Source organism: Ruegeria sp. ANG10 (genome assembly GCF_040705255.1).
GTDB lineage: Bacteria > Pseudomonadota > Alphaproteobacteria > Rhodobacterales > Rhodobacteraceae > Ruegeria.
This window is the reverse complement of the sequence record NZ_JBFCVU010000012.1, coordinates 58,422-74,928: the sequence shown is the minus strand read 5'-3', so window position 1 is coordinate 74,928 and position 16,507 is coordinate 58,422. Positions and strand designations below refer to the sequence as shown.

The window sequence follows — 16,507 nt, the reverse complement described above, 5'->3', positions numbered from 1 at the left end:
GGCCTAAGACGCAATTTGATCCACAGAAATCGCGGTTTCAGGCGCGTCCTCAATCAAATCTCGTATCTTGGCGCAGATCGGGGTTTCGACGCCGAATTGCGCGCCCAGGCGAATGATCTCACCCTGAAGACTGTCGATTTCAGTCGGTCGACCTGCCATCAGATCATAGGCCATCGAGGTGCGCGCGCTGGGGTCAATGGTCAACATTCGCGCAGCGATCCGGGAAAAGATCGGCGTTGGCAGGCGCAGGATATGCGGCGTCATCCATGCAGGCAACGGAGTAGTCGAGGCGACCGGATGGCTCGCAGCGTTCAATACCATCAGAGCCTCGGTCATCTGATCCGCCATCAGGCGTCGCCAGTTCCAGTCCAGCAGTTGATCTTTCAACGTAAGCCCCGACAGCGCATTCAGCGCGTTGTTGAGGTTGATTACCAGCTTACCCCATTGGACCGCCTCGATATCATCGCTTTCCACGACCGGCATGTCAGCGATGCTCAGCTTCTGACCCAGCGCGCCGGGGCCGCTTTGGATGACAATCTCACCAGAGGTGGCGCGATGAAAACTGGCCGGTTCAGTCGGCACCACATTGAACGGCACCATTCCGGCGCGCACGTCATGCTCTGACAGAGCCATGCGCAATATACGGGCGTTTTCCATACCGTTTTGCCAAGATATCACCGGAACTGAGACGGGCGTGTGTTCCGCGATCTGCGCAGCCATTTCCGATGTGGCACCTGATTTAACGGTCACGATGACGACCTCGGCACCGGTCAGACGGGTTGCATCTTCGGTCAGGGTCAAATCCTGCGCGGCCACATGCCGGGTCAGGCCCGAAAAATCCGAAACCGTCAGTCCCTTTTCCCGGATTGGGTCCAATATGCGTGGACGGCCCAACAGGGTGATGTCATGCCCTGAATGCGCCAGCAATGCCCCGCAATAGCATCCGATACTGCCTGCACCCGCGATCACGATTTTCATGACATCCCTCCCGGCGCAAAGGATCGCCGGGAACGAGGGCGCGAACAAGACCCCCTGACGCGTGGTCAGCGCGCGCGCCTTGGTCGAGTTCGCTCCAATTCTTCCGAGATCGGTATGAACTCTTGATCGTCGCCCGGAGGCAGGTGGAACGCACCTTTCGCCCAATCGGCGGTTTTCCATTCACGCGTGGCGGCCTCGATCTTTTCCTTCGAGGATGACACGAAATTCCACCAGATATAGCGCTCTTCGTTCAATGTCGCCCCGCCCAGCAGCATCAGCCGCGCGCCTTGCGGACCGGCCTTGACCGAAAGGGGATCGCCGGGGCGGAACACCATCATACGGCCCTCTGTGAACGTATCACCCGCGATTTCGACGGAACCTTGGGTGACATAAACACCCCGATCTTCATGGTCGTCCGGCAAAGGGAACGACGCGCCGGGATCAAGCCTCACATCCAGATAGAAGGTTTCGGACAGCATCGTAACAGGGCTGGTTTCACCATAAGCAGAACCAAGGATCAGTCGGGCACTAACGCCGTTGTCCTGAATATGCGGCAGCGCACCTTGTTTGTGGTGCTCGAAATCTGGGGCCATATCCTCATGCGCTTCGGGCAATGCGATCCAGGTCTGGATGCCGAACAGGCTGTGTTTCTTGTCGCGTGTCTTCTGGCTGGTCCGTTCGGAATGGGTCACCCCGCGCCCGGCAACCATCCAGTTGACCTCGCCGGGGTAAATCATTTGATGCGTGCCAAGACTGTCGCGATGCTCGAACTCTCCTTGATAGAGATACGTCACCGTCCCAAGGCCAATATGCGGATGCGGACGCACATCAATGCCCCCATCGGTCAGGAATTCAGCAGGGCCCATCTGGTCAAAAAAGATGAACGGCCCTACCAACTGTCGTTTGACCGAAGGCAGTGCCCGGCGCACTTCGAACCCACCCAGATCACGGGCCCGCGGGATGATCAATGTATCCAGCGCCGCATTCTCAGACAGACTTTCGGGGCTGTGGGTTGGGTTCCAACTCATTGCTGCGCTCCTGCGATCAGGTAGTTGCGTTCACCATCGCAGAATACACGGTATTCTCAGCTAAAGTATTCGCTATTTCGCACAGAATAAGTGCGATTTTGATGCTATGTTATGTCATCTCGCGTTCAAATTGCTTCTCTTGGCCAAAGCTGGGGGAAAAACGGCCCGTCGATGCGGTCGCCTTCGCTGTAACCGGCTGCCTCGAACTGCGCACGTTCGTCTTTCGCCCAATCTCCGCGATATCGGATGATCCCGTCCGGCGCTGTCATCCGCAGGCTAAACCGACGCACTGTCTCTGTCGGCGTGACCGAGGACAGACCACCATGCAGGGTTCGCATATCGAAATAGATGCAATCCCCTAACTCCATATCCCACTGCAGTAAATCATAAGAACCGGGATCGGCGTTGATATCCGGCGGCTGGTGATACGTCCGGCCCGCAACCTCATTGGCCCCAGTACTGGGATGACCATCCGCAAAACGAACCCGCATGAACAGCTTGTCCCATAGGTGTGAGCCTTTGACAAAGGCGATCCCGTTCTCTTTGTTCACCGGCTCAAGCGGCAGCCACAGGACGCACATGGTGCCTTCGAAATCAAAATAGGACAGGTCCTGATGAAAAGGTGGGCGCGAGGTCGATCCGGCCTCACGCAGGAACCAGTTATCCATCACAAGGTTGATCGACGGGGCGTCCAGTAAACCCGCCGCCAGCGGGGCGCACGGCGAGTGATGCACGAAATTCCTAAATTGCGGAATCTTGTTCCACGCCCAGAAATCCTCAAAATAAGCAGGGGCGTTTGGGTCCTTGGTGTGGCGGGTGAAATTGTCGGTCGGGTTGGCCAGATCCGCGCTGATACCTTCGCGCAACAAGTCCAACCAATGTTCCGAGAATTTCGAGCGCAGCACAACGGCCCCATCCCGCTTGAAGGCCGCAATTTCGTCGGGCGAAACCGATTGTGTCTTGTCCATTTTTCAGCCTTTCGCATCGGTATACCGACGATGGCACCGCAAACCACGCAGGGTCAAAGAAATTCGCCGGGGCGTGCGGCGATCACAGAGTGGTGAAGATCACCTCGGAATTAATCTGAACCGTGCTATCTTTGCGCTGTGGCGCGTTCTGGTTGCTATGGATGTTACCTTGCAGGAGGTCCCGACATGACGAATTCACACTTGTCTCGTAGATCCGTAATGGCGCTAGGCGGGGCTGTTCTGGTCGCTGGTGGCTCGGGCTTAGTGCTTCCCGCGCGCGCTGCCGGGCTAGCACCGACACGGTCCATGCGCGGCGGGTCGAACAACTACCGCCCCGGCGCAGCCATCGTCGACCGGATCGGCGGCGGCGGATTCTGGATGACCGGTACGGTACGACGCGCGGGGGATGGTGCCCCCCTGCCCGGCCAGCGCATCCAAATCTGGGCTCATACAACCGAAGGACATGAGCGGGATCCGCAAAGCCATGGTGCGACACTGACCGACGCCAATGGTGAGTTCCGGTTAGAGATGCCGCAGATCGTGCCTGCCTTTGGCCAGCCGCACGGGCATCTGGCCTATGACAGCGGCGAGTTTAAGACGGTTTTCCTGCGCCCGATCATGGCAAGTTCAAAAGACCTGACCCTCGCCGCGCATTTCGTCCTACAACCCGCCTGATTTACGTGATCCGCAATCTTTTGATCTGGGCGGTAGTGATCGCCGCAATAGGTGTGCCGCTGATAGCGGCGGCGCATAGTCCCTTAATGGCGTGGCGCGATCCGGTTTACATCGTGGCCGGGTTTGCCGGTGTTGTGAGCATGGGACTTTTGTTGCTGCAACCCTTACTGGCCGGGCGCGACCTGCCCGGATTTCCGCCTTTGGCCAGCCGACGCTGGCATCGACGGGTTGGCATCACTCTGATCATCGCCATTGTGGTGCATGTGGGCGGCTTGTGGATCACCAGCCCCCCGGATGTTGTGGATGCGTTGCTGTTCGTCTCACCCACCCCGTTTTCAGCCTGGGGCGTCGTTGCAATGTGGGCCGCCTTCGCTGCAGCCTGTCTGGGCATTTGTCGGCAGCGTCTAGCCCTGCGATACCGTATCTGGAGGCTGGGTCATACAGGGTTAGCCGCCATAACCATTGTCGGCAGTGTTGTGCATGCGATGCTGATTGAGGGGACGATGGAGATCATGACCAAAACCGCCCTCTGCGTTCTGGTTCTGTTGGCGAGCGTCCGAACGCTCGCCAGATTGCGCGTTTGGGATATCCGGCGGCGCAGTTAAACGCCCAGACACCAGCGCATAACCGCCTTTTGGGCGTGCAGACGGTTTTCGGCCTCGTCAAAGATTACCGAGTTCGGTCCGTCCATGACCTCGGATGTCGCCTCTTCCTCGCGGTGCGCAGGCAGGCAGTGCATGAACAGCGCATCCGGCTTGGCATGAGACATCAGCTCGGTATTCACCTGATAGGGGCGCAGCAGATTATGGCGACGCTCTTTGGCCGATTGGGAGTCGTGCATCGAAACCCAAGTATCGGCCACGATCAGATCGGCATCTTCAACCGCTTTGTAAGGATCACGCTCAACCACGATTTTCGAACCCTTCTGACGGGCGAACCCCATGAATTCTTCCTCGGGGTCGAACTGAGCGGGACCGGTGAAGGTCAAATCGAATCCGAACTGGCCCGCCGCATGCAGGAAAGAGGCGCAGACGTTGTTGCCGTCACCGGTCCAGACCACTTTTTTACCTTTGATCGGCCCGCGATGTTCTTCAAAAGTCAGCACGTCAGCCATGATCTGGCAGGGATGCGTACGGTCGGTCAGGCCGTTGATGACGGGCACGTCGGAATATTCGGCCATCTCGGTCAGGATGGTTTCATCAAACGTCCGGATCATGATCATGTCGACATAACGCGACAGGACACGGGCCGTGTCAGCGATGGTTTCGCCATGGCCCAGCTGCATATCCTTGCCGGACAACACCATGGTTTGCCCACCCATCTGTCGAACCCCCACGTCAAAGGACACGCGTGTTCGGGTCGAGGGCTTTTCAAAGATCAGCGCGACCATGCGGTCCTTGAGCGGCTGATCATCATCCTGCGCGGCTTTGGGGCGACCCAGACGGGCCTGTTTCATCTCACCGGCCTGATCGATCATCGTGCGCAGATCGCTTGCATCGGTTTTGTGGATATCGAGGAAATGGTTCATATCGTTTCGCTTTTGGCTGTCGGTCGCCGGGGGCGCTGCCCCCGAACCCCCGGAGTATTTGGAAAAAGATGAAGATTACGCAGATTCGAGGCTGGCTTCGACCTGGGCGGCAGCCTTGTCGAGGCGGATCATGGCCTGAGCAATGTCATCCTCGGTCAGCGTCAGGGGCGGCAACAGGCGGATTACATTGTCGGCGGCGGGAACGGTGATGACCTCATTGTCATAGCCCGCGTTGACCACATCTGTATTGATCGCCTTGCATTTCAGACCCAGCATCAGCCCGGCCCCACGCACGTCTTCGAACACCTCGGGGTGGTCGGCGATCAGTCCCTCCAGCTTTTGACGCAGCATACCCGCCTTGCGGTTGACACCTTCAAGGAAAGCGGGCGTTGCCACCTGGTCGATCACTGCGCAACCAACTGCGCAACCCAGCGGGTTACCGCCATAGGTCGAGCCGTGGGTGCCTACGGTCATACCGCTGGCGGCGTCTTCGGTGGCCAGCACCGCACCCAGCGGGAATCCTCCGCCAATGCCCTTGGCAACCATCATGATGTCCGGGGTGATACCCGCCCACTCATGGGCAAACAGCTTGCCGGTGCGGCCAACGCCGCATTGCACTTCGTCGAGAATCAGAAGCAGGCCGTTGTCGTCGCAGATCTGGCGCAGGGCCTTGAGTTCCGCGTCGGGCACCGGACGAATGCCGCCCTCGCCCTGGATCGGTTCGATCAGGATTGCGGCAGTCTTGTCAGTGATCGCGTTGGTGACGCCATCAAGGTCGCCGAACGTGACATGCACGAAACCGGGCAGAAGCGGGCCAAAGCCTTTGGTCATCTTCTCGGACCCGGCGGCCGCGATACCAGCCGACGACCGGCCATGGAACGAGCCGTCAAAGGTAATGATCTCGACCCGTTCGGGCTGACCTTTGTCAAAGAAATACTTGCGGGCCATTTTCACGGCCAGTTCGCAGGATTCCGTGCCCGAGTTCGTAAAGAACACCGTATCCGCAAAGGTGTGTTCAACCAGCTTATCCGCCAGCGCCTGCTGCTGCGGGATGTTATACAGGTTCGAGACATGCCACAGCGCGTGCGCTTGTTCAGTCAGCGCGTTGACCAGCGCCGGATGCGCGTGGCCCAATGCGTTCACCGCAATCCCGGCACCTAGGTCAAGGAAATGTCGGCCGTCCGCCTCGGTCAGCCAGGCGCCTTCGCCCTTCACGAAAGTCAGGGGCGCGCGATTATAGGTCGGCAGAACGGACGGGATCATCGGATCATCCTTTTCGTTAGGTTAAGCCCCGTGAGTGATACACGAAGGCCGGATTCGTCAACAGATTTGGTGGGATTTGCGCGGATTTACAAAGCGCAATGGATCAAACAGGCCGGTTACGCAGTAATGCGTCGGCGTCGGAGTCGCAGTATATGTGCGTGTTTGATCATGCGGGGCCGTATAGCCGGGTGTTTAGGTTCTGAAAACCCCAAATTTCCAAAATCGGAAACTTCACTTTGAAACTCAGCTTTTATCGCTTGCCATTTACGGCGCGGTGACGCACCGCTGGGTCATGACACCCGCGCGCCAGAACCCTGCCCTTGCGGCTTTGCTGATCGTCACCGCCAGCGCCTTTCTGGCGGCGACCACGCTGCTGGCCAAAGCGTTGGGGACGGACACCTTAGGCCCGGCATTGCATCCGATGCAGATCAGCCACGGGCGGTTCCTGTTCGCGTTTCTGGTGATCGTCAGCGCGGTGGGCGTGTTGCGCCCACGGATAAAGCGCCCCCATTGGGGGCTGCATATTGGGCGGACGAGCTTTGGCTGGGTGGGGATTACGCTGATGTTCGCCTCGGTCGCGTTCATCCCGATCTCGGACGCCACTGCGATTTCCTTTTTGAACCCCGTCTTTGGCATGGTCCTGGCCATCCCGCTGTTGAAAGAGGGTGTCGGACCGTGGCGCTGGTTGGCCGCTGCTGTTGCTCTGACCGGTGCATTGATCCTGCTGCGTCCGACACCGGCCAGCTTCCAACCCGCGGCGTTGCTTGCCCTGACGGCGGCGGCTGTGATCGGGATGGAGCTGATCTTTATCAAAAAGCTCGCAGGTCGTGAGATTCCGATCCAGATTCTGCTGATCAACAACGCGATGGGGCTGACCATCGCTTCAGTCGCCGTTAGCTTTGTGTTCCAGATGCCAACGCCTGAACAATGGATCGCGCTGGTGGCAATCGGAGTGCTGATGGCCTGCGCGCAAGCCTGTTTCGTCAACGGGATGGCGCGCGCGGATGCATCCTTTGTGGCGCCAATCAGCTACGCCACACTGATCTTTGCAGCCCTTTATGACTTTGCTGTGTTTGGCGTTATCCCGGATGTAATTAGCCAAATCGGTTCCGCAATCATTCTGACGGGCGGACTGATCCTGGTCTGGCGCGAGGCACGGGTCAGAACCGCCTAGTTCGGCGTTTTTGGGATTGTGGCATCCAAAACCTGCACCGTTATGCTTTCAGCCTGTATCCCTTTCGCAGCATCTGCCAGGTAATGGCGCAGACAATCAACGTTGCGCCACTGCAAACCGCGAAACCCAGTGCGGGTGAGCTGTCAGACACCCCGATCATGCCATTTCGCAACCCATCAATCAGGTAGAATACCGGGTTCACGTGGCTGAGGCGGTTGAGAACAGGCGGCAACGCTTCAACCGAATAGAATGTGCCCGACAGGAAGGCCAGCGGCGTGACGATGAAATTGGTAATCGCCGCCATTTGATCGAACTTGTTGGCGAATATTCCCGCAAACAGGCCCAACGCCCCCATGAAAGCACCGCCGAGAACAACAAACAGCAGCGCAATCAACGGGTTCCGCGGCACCAGCCCCAGCACCAGCGCCAGCGCAACGGCAACCACACAGGCGATAAGAACACCACGCACGATGCCTCCCGCCAGATAACCCAATAGAATTTCCAACGGAGACAGTGGTGGCATCAACGTATCAACAATGTTGCCCTGTACCTTGGCAATCACCATCGAAGACGAGGTGTTGGCAAAAGCATTCTGAATCACGGTCATCATCATGATACCCGGCGCCAAAAAGGTCAGGAACGGCACCCCCATCACATCGGGTCGGCTGGGGCCAATAGCGATATTGAAGATCAGCAGAAACAGACCCGCGGTCACCAGCGGCGCCAGCAGGGTCTGGGTCCAGACCGCCAGAAAGCGCAATATTTCGCGTTGAGCCAGCGTATACAGACCCATCCAGTTGACCGCTCCAAAACGGTGTTCGTTCTGCTCAAGGGGTATCTGCATCATCTGACCTCAACCTGATTCGAAGACTGCTTGTAACTCGGGGCGCAGTGATTAGAATAGGGGGCTGAAACGATTTCCCAAGGCGGCCCGAATCCGGGGCCGCTTTCCGCTTTTGAAAGGCAAATGATGTCCTGGACTGACGAGCGTGTAGAACTGCTGAAGAAGATGTGGGGCGAAGGCCAGTCGGCCAGCCAGATCGCCAAGGAACTGGGCGGGGTGACCCGCAATGCCGTCATCGGCAAGGTGCACCGTCTGGGCCTGTCGAACCGCGCCACCGGCGCGTCCCCGGCCAAGGCCGAGCCCAAGGAAAAACCGGCCCCCGCGCCCAAGGCCGAGGCCAAGCCGAAACCGGCACCGAAAACCGAACCGGCCCGTCCGGCCCCTGCCCCTGCGGCCGAGGCCAAGCCCGCCGTGCCTGCCCGCCGCCAGATCATCCCGGCGGGTCAACCGCTGCCGCCGCAACCCTCGGCCAATGAAATCAGCCCCGAAGCGCTGGCTAAAGTCAACGAGATCGAGAAAAAGGCCAAGAAGCTGACGTTGATGGAATTGACCGAGAAGACCTGCAAATGGCCCGTCGGCGACCCCGCGACCGAGGATTTTTGGTTCTGCGGCCTGCCCGTTGAAGCAGGCAAACCTTACTGCGAGGCGCATGTGGGCGTGGCGTTCCAACCGATGAGCTCGCGCCGCGACCGTCGGCGGTAAGGAAGATGCGCCAGGATCCGACTGCACTGGAGGATGCCTGGCTGACACGGGCAAAACGCTTGTTGGCGCTGGCCGAAACCGGCCAGCATTTCACCAAAGACCCTTTTGACCGCGAACGCTATGACGAGATCGCAGCCATGGCCCGCGCCATGCTGGCCGATTTGGGTCGGGTGCCCCTATCGCGGATAGAGGGGCTGATCTCGGATCATGCTGGCGGCTATGCCACGCCCAGCATCGACATTCGCGGCGCCATAATCCGTGATGGCCGCATTCTGCTGGTCCGTGAACGACTGGACGGGCTGTGGGCCATGCCGGGTGGATTTGCTGACATTGGCAGCTCTCCAGCGGAAAATATTGAACGTGAGGTCTGGGAAGAGGCCGGGCTGCAGGTCCGTGCCAGACACCTCTATGCTCTGCGTCACAAGGCGCGGCATCCCTACCCGCCGGATTCGCGAGATTTTTATAAGCTTTTCTTCCTGTGCGATGAGGATGGCACGGACGCCCCGCAGCCGGGTGCCGAGACCAGCGACGCGGCCTTCTTTCCCCCGGACAATATACCTGCACTATCTTTGGCACGAAATATTCACGCGGATGTCACAGCGGCGTTCCGCGCCCATTCAACAGGCCAATCCCAAACTCTGTTCGATTGACCTATTGCGCCGGGTGCGAGGACGAATCCGGCATAGGCACCCACCCCGGCAATTCATCGGGGGCGACCGAGGCATGTAGTTGTTCGGACTGGTCTTTTCCGACTTTACGATGCTTGCGCAGCAGAAAAACCTTACCCCAACCACGCCAGGTCCCGACCGAAGTCGCCGCCGTTGAAGTTGGGAACCGGTCGCGCCAGCCTTCGGGCAGCGGCAATCCGTGCTGCTCGGCCTTGTCCAGCATCCAGATCAGGGAAATATTGCTAAGCGGGCGCGCCGCTTCGAATCCGTTCAATTGCCCACCCACGTCGCCGTGCGTGCCGCGGAACCAGACCTGCTCGACATGGCCGTTAAACTCGGGCGTGCATTTCCACAGCACTGGCTCGTACACTTCGCGCGTCTCGTCAAGCGCCATAGCGTGATAGCCATGCCGAGTGGCGGGACCAAGTTCGTGGTTATGAAACGCGTGCTTATCCTCAGCCCAGCGCCACAATAGGGGCAACCGCAAGCCCAACGCCTTAACCGTGTCCCAGACGCCGATCATCTCAATCGCGATCTCGTCATGGCAGAATTTACGGCGAAATTCACGGGCTGCGTCACCGCTAGGCGTACATTCGTAGTGGCGATAGGCCTGCTTGATGTTGCGCTCGGTCGCGTGTTCGGCCTTGAGCAGACCGATCATGTCGATCACGCCCGCAAGGCTGCGTACACCGTAAGCGCCGCGCGAATAGCCGATGAAGAAAATCTTATCACCAGGTTTGTAGCGAGACGCCAGATAGCCATAGGCTCGCCGGATTTGCCGGTTGATGCCGCGCCCCATCATCACATCCAGAGAGGTTTTCCAGCTTTCCCACTGCACACCGGATTCGTAAAAGACCGAGACTTTGCCGCCCATCTCGCGGCACAGATGGTAGGTCTGACCCGCATGAGTTTCAAACCCCGGCTCCAACGTCGACATGGTGCCGTCAAGGATAATGACATGACTAATAGGTTCACGGTGCAGCGCCTCGGCCGAATGTTCGGACCGCAAAGGCCGTCCGAGCCATCCAAGTATCTTTTTACTTAGCCGTGACAGAACCATGCGTCAGCAATTCCCAAACTCTTAGGGGTGTGAATGGCATATCCGCCTGCCGTACCCCGTGTTCCCAAAGCGCGTCCTGCACCGCGTTTGCCACAGCGGCCAGCGCGCCCACGGTGCCGGCCTCTCCGCATCCTTTCATACCCATTGGGTTCGAAGTTGACGGAACCGGCGCCGAGGTAAACTTTATCATGGGTATCTCAGACGCACGGGGCAAGGCGTAGTCCATCAACGAAGCCGTGAGCAGTTGCCCCTGCGCATCATGCTCAACACGCTCGGACAGGGCTTGACCAATTCCCTGCGCCACGCCGCCATGCACCTGCCCCTCGGCCAACATCGGATTGATAAGATTACCGAAATCGTCAACGACGGTGTAACTGTCGACCCATGTTTCACCGGTGAAACAATCAATAACGATTTCGGCAACATGTGCGCCATTCGGATAACTGCGTGCGTCCAGTGTAATGCACGCCTCATGTTGCAGAAGATCGGTTCGTCCATCGGCGCGGGCCATCTCGGCCGCTTCGATCATTGTAGGCGTCAGGTTCGACCCGGGTGCGCGGAATGTTTCGTGATCAAAATTCACGTCAGCCTCCTCGACGCCCATCTTATCGGCCAGATAAGGCGCGAATGCGGCGATCATGACGTCGATTGTGGCCAGGGTGGCCGTGTTTTGGACTGTGACGGACCGCGATCCTCCTGTCCCTCCTCCGGCAGGTAACTGATCGCTGTCCCCCTGGATGACATTGATCTGATCCATCGGCACCCCGATCTGATCCGACAGAAACTGGGTATAGGCCGTCTCATGGCCCTGGCCGTTTGATTGCGTCCCGACATAGAGGTTCACGGTGCCATCCTCGCAGAATGCGATCTTTGCGTTCTCGGAAGGGTCACCCAAAATACTTTCGATATAGTAACAGATGCCCTGCCCCCGGATCAGGCCGCGTTCGGCATCAGCCGCCTTACGGCCAGCAAAACCCAATGTCTGTTCACTTGCGCGGCTCAGGACCATGTCGAAATCGCCGACGTCATAGACCTCACCAGTCGTCGTTTTGTAAGGGAAAGCCTCGGGCTGGATGAAATTCTTGCGCCGTAGTTCCCACGGATCAACACCCAGCTCACGCGCGGCGCGGTCCATAACTCGTTCCAGCACATAGATCGCCTCGGGCCGACCAGCTCCGCGATAGGCATCGACCTGAGTGGTGTTGGTAAAGAACCCTTCGACCCGCAGGTAAGAGGTCTGCACGTCATAGGCCCCCATCAGAACCTTGCTGAACAGATTTGTCTGGATTGCCTGCCCGAAATGGCTGTTATAGGCACCAAGATTGACCTTGCTATGCACGCGGTACGCAGTAATCCGGTGGTCTTCATCAAAGGCCAGCTCAGCCAGCGAAGTCAGGTCGCGCCCATGGTGATCAGACAACATCGCCTCAGATCGGTCCGACATCCAGTGAACAGGCTGGCCCAGTTTCATCGCAGCGACGGCGACACAGAAATACTCGGGATATGGCATCACCTTCATGCCGAACCCACCACCCACGTCCGGTGTGGTGACACGAATGAAATCGGGTTCCAGCTTCAGCTTTTGCGCCAATTGCCCGCGCATGGCCCAGACGCCCTGCCCGCTATAAGCAAAGTGCAGCCGCCCGTCGGACCAAGCAGCCTGACAGCCACGCGGCTCAATTGACATAACGATTACCCGATTATCCGCAACGTTCAGTTGCACTTTGTGCGCGGCACCCTGAAAGGCAGCCTCAGTCGCAGCCTCATCCCCCATACCCCAATCAAAGGCGCGGTTGTCAGGGGCTTCGACGTGCAGCGGTTCGCCACCCACTTCCAGATCAAGCTTGGCGGGCAGATCCTCGGTTTCCATCCAGATCAACTCGGCCGCATCACGGGCCTGCATCTGCGTTTCGGCAATGACCACCGCAACCGGCTCACCGACAAAACGCACGCGGTCTTTCGCCAGCATATGACGATCCGGCGCCGCCGCTTTCGAGCCGTCCCGGTTCGACACAAGCGCCGCGTTTAAAACCGTGTCGATCCCGGCCTCAGTCAGATCGTCCAGCGCCATGACTAGCCGCACGCCATCCGCCTCACGCGCGGCATCCAGATCCAGCGCGGTGATCCGTCCATGTGCTACCTGGCTGCGAAAAAACGCCGCGAACAGGGCGTCGCCGGGCACAGCATCGTCGATGTACTGCCCCTTCCCGGTTAGAAAACGCTGATCCTCGGTCCGTTTCACCGGCTGACTTTTTCCGAACTTGTCCATTGGATGCTCCTGCCTCGGCCTGTAGTGGCGACTTTAGGCTGCACCGGTTCGTTGTCCAGAGTACCCGCAGACCCTTCCCCTTCCCCTGCGCATTCGTTATTGCAGGCGCTGACCCAAGATTGATGACGCAGGACGCACCCCATGGCGATGGAAAAGACATTCAACGCGGCCGAGGCCGAGGCCCGCATTTACGAGGCCTGGGAACAGGCCGGAGCCTTCAAGGCAGGCGCAAACAAATCGCGCGACGAAAGCTTTACCATCATGATCCCGCCGCCTAACGTGACGGGCGCGCTGCATGTGGGCCATGCGTTCAACAACACGCTGCAGGACATTCTGATCCGCTGGCACCGCATGCGTGGCTTCGACACGCTGTGGCAACCGGGTCAGGACCACGCCGGTATCGCCACGCAGATGCAGGTGGAAAAGATGCTCGCGGCGACCCAACAGCCCGGACGGCGCGAGTTGGGCCGCGAGAAGTTCCTTGAGAAAGTCTGGGAATGGAAAGGCGAATACGGCGGCACGATCATCGAGCAGCTAAAGCGTCTGGGCTCATCCTGCGACTGGTCGCGCAACGCCTTCACCATGGCCGGTGCAGCGGGTGATCCGCGCACGGGGCACGAAAATTCTGCGAATTTTCATGACGCGGTGATCAAGGTCTTCGTCGATATGTACGAAAAGGGCTTGATCTATCGCGGTAAGCGCCTGGTCAACTGGGATCCACATTTTGAGACTGCGATCTCGGATCTGGAGGTCGAGAATATCGAAGTCGCGGGCCATATGTGGCACTTCAAATACCCGCTGGCCGGGGGTGAGACATATGAGTATTTGGAAAAAGATGAAGATGGAAATGTGACTTTCCGCGAGGAGCGCGACTATATCTCGATCGCCACCACGCGGCCCGAAACAATGCTGGGTGACGGCGCGGTTGCGGTTCACCCTTCGGATGAACGTTACGCGCCAATCATTGGTAAACTCTGCGAAATCCCGGTTGGTCCGAAGGCGCATCGCCGTCAGATTCCGATCATCACCGACGACTATCCTGATCCCGATTTCGGTTCGGGCGCGGTGAAGATTACCGGCGCGCATGACTTCAACGACAACATGGTCGCCAAGCGTGGCGGTATTCCGATGTACCGCCTGATGGACACCAAAGGCGCGATGCGGGCCGATGGCGCGCCTTACGCTGACGAGGCGGGCAAGGCGCAGGAATACGCGCGTGGGCGTGAGTTCACTGAGAATGAGATCGACGCGATCAACCTCGTCCCCGATCACCTGCGCGGGCTTGACCGGTTCGAGGCACGAACAAAGGTGGTGGAAGAGATCACCGCTGACGGTCTGGCCGTGATGACCCGCGCCGATGATCCGCGTCTGGGTTCGACGGCTCTGAAACCCGATCACGAAGGTGCGGAAAAGCTGGTTCCGCTGGTTGAGAGCAAACCGATCATGCAGCCCTTCGGCGACCGCTCGAAAGTGGTGATCGAGCCGATGTTTACCGATCAATGGTTCGTCGACGCTGAAAAGGTCGTCGGCCCCGCGCTGGATGCGGTCAAGGACGGCACGGTCAAGATCATCCCCGAGTCGGGCGAGAAAACCTATTACCACTGGCTGGAAAATATCGAGCCCTGGTGCATCTCGCGCCAGCTGTGGTGGGGACATCAGATTCCAGTTTGGTATGGCCTCGACCTGTCCGCCGATGACTTCATCGACGATGAAAATGACGGCGACCTTGATCTGGTCGAATTGGGCCGTTTGCTAAACGCAGGTGGCATGTTGCATCGTGGCAATGTCATGGAGTGCGCAGCCAGCCTTGAGGCCGCTACCGAAAAATTCTTCGATGACAACGCCAACATTCCAAGCCCGTTGAGCCACGCGACCGTTATAGAAGTTGCCGACAAACAGGAAGCGATCCATCAGTTCGCTGAAAGCCTTGCTCAATATGCGGTGGACCAAGACCCGACCAAGCTTGTTTACCCGGTTTGGCGCGACCCGGACGTCCTCGACACCTGGTTCTCGTCCGGCCTCTGGCCCATCGGCACGCTGGGCTGGCCCGAGCAAACTGAGGAACTGGAGCGCTACTTCCCCACAGATGTTCTAATCACCGGCTTCGACATCCTGTTCTTCTGGGTCGCCCGGATGATGATGATGCAACTGGCCGTGGTCGATCAGATTCCGTTCCACACCGTCTATCTGCACCAGCTCGTCCGCGACGAGAAGGGCAAGAAGATGTCCAAGACCACCGGCAACGTCATCGACCCGCTGGAGATCGTGGACGAATTCGGCGCCGACGCGCTGCGCTTTACCAACGCTTCGATGGCAGCGATTGGCGGCGTGCTGAAACTGTCCCGCGAACGCATCACCGGCTATCGTAATTTCGGCACCAAACTGTGGAACGCCGTCCGCTTTGCCGAGATGAACGAAGTCTTCACTGACGCGGTGCCACAACTGGACGTGACCGACTTGAAACCCAAGGCCGCCGTCAACCGCTGGATCATCGGCGAAACCGCCCGCGTGCGGGCTGAGGTCGACGCCGCGCTGGAAAGCTATCGCTTCAACGACGCGGCCAATGGGCTCTATGCCTTTGTCTGGGGCAAGGTCTGCGACTGGTATGTGGAACTGTCGAAACCGCTGTTGCAAGGCGACGACGCCGAGGCGCAGGCCGAAGCCCGCGCCACAATGCGCTGGGTTCTGGATCAGTGCATGGTCCTGCTGCACCCGATTATGCCCTTCATCACCGAAGAACTGTGGGGCCTAACCGGCAACCGCGCCAAGATGGTCGTCCACGCCGACTGGCCAACTTACACAGCCACCGACCTGATCGACGCCGATGCGGATCGTGAGATGAACTGGGTAATTTCGGTGATTGAAAATACTCGCTCGGCCCGTGCGCAGATGCGGGTTCCCGCAGGGCTCTATGTGCCGATGTTGGTGACCGAGATCGACGCCCACGGACAGGCAGCGTGGGACCGCAACGAGGCGCTGATCAAGCGTCTCGCACGGATCGACAGCCTGACCAAGGTCGACGACTTACCCAAAGGAACGATTTCCATTGCCGCACCGGGCGCCACTTTCGGCCTGCCACTGGCGGATATCATCGACATCGGTGCTGAAAAGGAACGGCTGGAAAAAGCCAAAGGCAAGCTGGCCAAGGAACTCGGCGGCCTGCGCGGACGCCTGAACAACCCGAAATTCGTGGCCTCGGCCCCGGAGGAGGTTGTTGCCGAAGCCAAAGCCAATCTCGCAGCCCGTGAAGAGGAAGAGGCCAAGCTGAACGAGGCGCTGGCCCGTCTGGCCGAAATCGCCTGATCTTCATCTTTTCAAAAAAACTCAAATTCCAAATCCCGCCGCGCATG

At 58.8% G+C, this 16,507-nt stretch carries 14 protein-coding genes; 6 read left to right on the top strand and 8 right to left on the bottom strand.

The features are described 5' to 3' along the window. Positions 1-3 precede the first annotated feature (3 nt). The 3 genes from AB1A64_RS19895 to AB1A64_RS19885 all read right to left on the bottom strand — a co-directional run bounded on the left by AB1A64_RS19895 (position 4) and on the right by AB1A64_RS19885 (position 2,974). Entirely contained in the window at positions 4-978 is a 975-nt protein-coding gene (locus AB1A64_RS19895; protein WP_366553526.1) for a 2-dehydropantoate 2-reductase, read from the bottom strand. 65 nt (positions 979-1,043) lie between these two features. Further along, the gene (locus AB1A64_RS19890; RefSeq protein WP_366553524.1) at positions 1,044-2,006 is read right to left on the bottom strand and encodes a pirin family protein; all 963 of its coding nucleotides are present in this window, start codon (positions 2,004-2,006) and stop codon (positions 1,044-1,046) included. A 125-nt stretch (positions 2,007-2,131) separates the two neighbouring features. After that, the gene (locus AB1A64_RS19885; RefSeq protein WP_366553522.1) at positions 2,132-2,974 is read right to left on the bottom strand and encodes a phytanoyl-CoA dioxygenase family protein; all 843 of its coding nucleotides are present in this window, start codon (positions 2,972-2,974) and stop codon (positions 2,132-2,134) included. Positions 2,975-3,160: 186 nt separating this feature from the next. On the opposite strand from AB1A64_RS19885, the gene AB1A64_RS19880 reads away from it, so the two are divergent. Continuing rightward, positions 3,161-3,649, top strand: a complete 489-nt coding sequence (locus AB1A64_RS19880) for a twin-arginine translocation pathway signal (RefSeq protein WP_366553520.1) — start codon at positions 3,161-3,163, stop codon at positions 3,647-3,649. Positions 3,650-3,654: 5 nt separating this feature from the next. Further along, positions 3,655-4,254, top strand: coding sequence for a ferric reductase-like transmembrane domain-containing protein (locus AB1A64_RS19875; RefSeq protein ID WP_366553518.1), 600 nt, complete (start codon positions 3,655-3,657; stop codon positions 4,252-4,254). On the opposite strand, the gene argF is transcribed toward AB1A64_RS19875, so the two are convergent. Next, positions 4,251-5,177 (bottom strand): ornithine carbamoyltransferase, encoded by a 927-nt coding sequence (gene argF / locus AB1A64_RS19870; RefSeq protein WP_366553516.1) that lies wholly within the window; start codon positions 5,175-5,177, stop codon positions 4,251-4,253. The genes AB1A64_RS19875 and argF overlap by 4 nt on opposite strands. Before the next feature lie 75 nt (positions 5,178-5,252). Further along, positions 5,253-6,440, bottom strand: coding sequence for an aspartate aminotransferase family protein (locus tag AB1A64_RS19865; RefSeq protein WP_366553514.1), 1,188 nt, complete (start codon positions 6,438-6,440; stop codon positions 5,253-5,255). Between the two features lie 292 nt (positions 6,441-6,732). On the opposite strand from AB1A64_RS19865, the gene AB1A64_RS19860 reads away from it, so the two are divergent. Continuing rightward, entirely contained in the window at positions 6,733-7,614 is an 882-nt protein-coding gene (locus AB1A64_RS19860; RefSeq protein WP_366553512.1) for a DMT family transporter, read from the top strand. 40 nt (positions 7,615-7,654) lie between these two features. Here the strand turns inward: AB1A64_RS19860 and AB1A64_RS19855 are convergent, their stop codons facing one another. Continuing rightward, the gene (locus tag AB1A64_RS19855) at positions 7,655-8,458 is read right to left on the bottom strand and encodes an ABC transporter permease (RefSeq protein ID WP_366553616.1); all 804 of its coding nucleotides are present in this window, start codon (positions 8,456-8,458) and stop codon (positions 7,655-7,657) included. Between the two features lie 126 nt (positions 8,459-8,584). Here AB1A64_RS19855 and AB1A64_RS19850 point away from each other — a divergent pair, with 126 nt between their 5' ends. Together AB1A64_RS19850 and AB1A64_RS19845 are read left to right on the top strand one after the other, a co-directional pair. Beyond that, positions 8,585-9,160, top strand: coding sequence for a GcrA family cell cycle regulator (locus AB1A64_RS19850; RefSeq protein ID WP_170351487.1), 576 nt, complete (start codon positions 8,585-8,587; stop codon positions 9,158-9,160). Between the two features lie 5 nt (positions 9,161-9,165). Then, positions 9,166-9,810, top strand: a complete 645-nt coding sequence (locus AB1A64_RS19845; protein WP_366553510.1) for an NUDIX hydrolase — start codon at positions 9,166-9,168, stop codon at positions 9,808-9,810. A gap of 1 nt (position 9,811) precedes the next feature. Here AB1A64_RS19845 and AB1A64_RS19840 read toward each other — a convergent pair whose 3' ends face one another. Together AB1A64_RS19840 and AB1A64_RS19835 are read right to left on the bottom strand one after the other, a co-directional pair. Next, complete coding sequence (locus AB1A64_RS19840) at positions 9,812-10,888, bottom strand: DUF2235 domain-containing protein (protein ID WP_366553508.1); 1,077 nt, start codon at positions 10,886-10,888, stop codon at positions 9,812-9,814. Continuing rightward, a complete protein-coding gene (locus tag AB1A64_RS19835; RefSeq protein WP_366553506.1) occupies positions 10,866-13,157 on the bottom strand; it encodes a xanthine dehydrogenase family protein molybdopterin-binding subunit in 2,292 nt (763 codons plus the stop codon). The genes AB1A64_RS19840 and AB1A64_RS19835 overlap by 23 nt, the downstream gene beginning before the upstream one ends. 141 nt (positions 13,158-13,298) lie before the next feature. Between AB1A64_RS19835 and AB1A64_RS19830 the strand changes: the two genes are divergently transcribed. Further along, complete coding sequence (locus tag AB1A64_RS19830; RefSeq protein ID WP_366553504.1) at positions 13,299-16,460, top strand: valine--tRNA ligase; 3,162 nt, start codon at positions 13,299-13,301, stop codon at positions 16,458-16,460. The last annotated feature ends 47 nt before the right edge of the window (positions 16,461-16,507 follow it).

Coding starts and splice junctions, on each gene's coding strand:
- AB1A64_RS19895 (WP_366553526.1), bottom strand. CDS start 978: ATGAAAATCGTGATCGCGGGTGCAGGCAGTATCGGATGCTATTGCGGG.
- AB1A64_RS19890 (WP_366553524.1), bottom strand. CDS start 2,006: ATGAGTTGGAACCCAACCCACAGCCCCGAAAGTCTGTCTGAGAATGCG.
- AB1A64_RS19885 (WP_366553522.1), bottom strand. CDS start 2,974: ATGGACAAGACACAATCGGTTTCGCCCGACGAAATTGCGGCCTTCAAG.
- AB1A64_RS19880 (WP_366553520.1), top strand. CDS start 3,161: ATGACGAATTCACACTTGTCTCGTAGATCCGTAATGGCGCTAGGCGGG.
- argF (WP_366553516.1), bottom strand. CDS start 5,177: ATGAACCATTTCCTCGATATCCACAAAACCGATGCAAGCGATCTGCGC.
- AB1A64_RS19865 (WP_366553514.1), bottom strand. CDS start 6,440: ATGATCCCGTCCGTTCTGCCGACCTATAATCGCGCGCCCCTGACTTTC.
- AB1A64_RS19860 (WP_366553512.1), top strand. CDS start 6,733: ATGACACCCGCGCGCCAGAACCCTGCCCTTGCGGCTTTGCTGATCGTC.
- AB1A64_RS19855 (WP_366553616.1), bottom strand. CDS start 8,458: ATGCAGATACCCCTTGAGCAGAACGAACACCGTTTTGGAGCGGTCAAC.
- AB1A64_RS19850 (WP_170351487.1), top strand. CDS start 8,585: ATGTCCTGGACTGACGAGCGTGTAGAACTGCTGAAGAAGATGTGGGGC.
- AB1A64_RS19845 (WP_366553510.1), top strand. CDS start 9,166: ATGCGCCAGGATCCGACTGCACTGGAGGATGCCTGGCTGACACGGGCA.
- AB1A64_RS19840 (WP_366553508.1), bottom strand. CDS start 10,888: ATGGTTCTGTCACGGCTAAGTAAAAAGATACTTGGATGGCTCGGACGG.
- AB1A64_RS19835 (WP_366553506.1), bottom strand. CDS start 13,157: ATGGACAAGTTCGGAAAAAGTCAGCCGGTGAAACGGACCGAGGATCAG.
- AB1A64_RS19830 (WP_366553504.1), top strand. CDS start 13,299: ATGGCGATGGAAAAGACATTCAACGCGGCCGAGGCCGAGGCCCGCATT.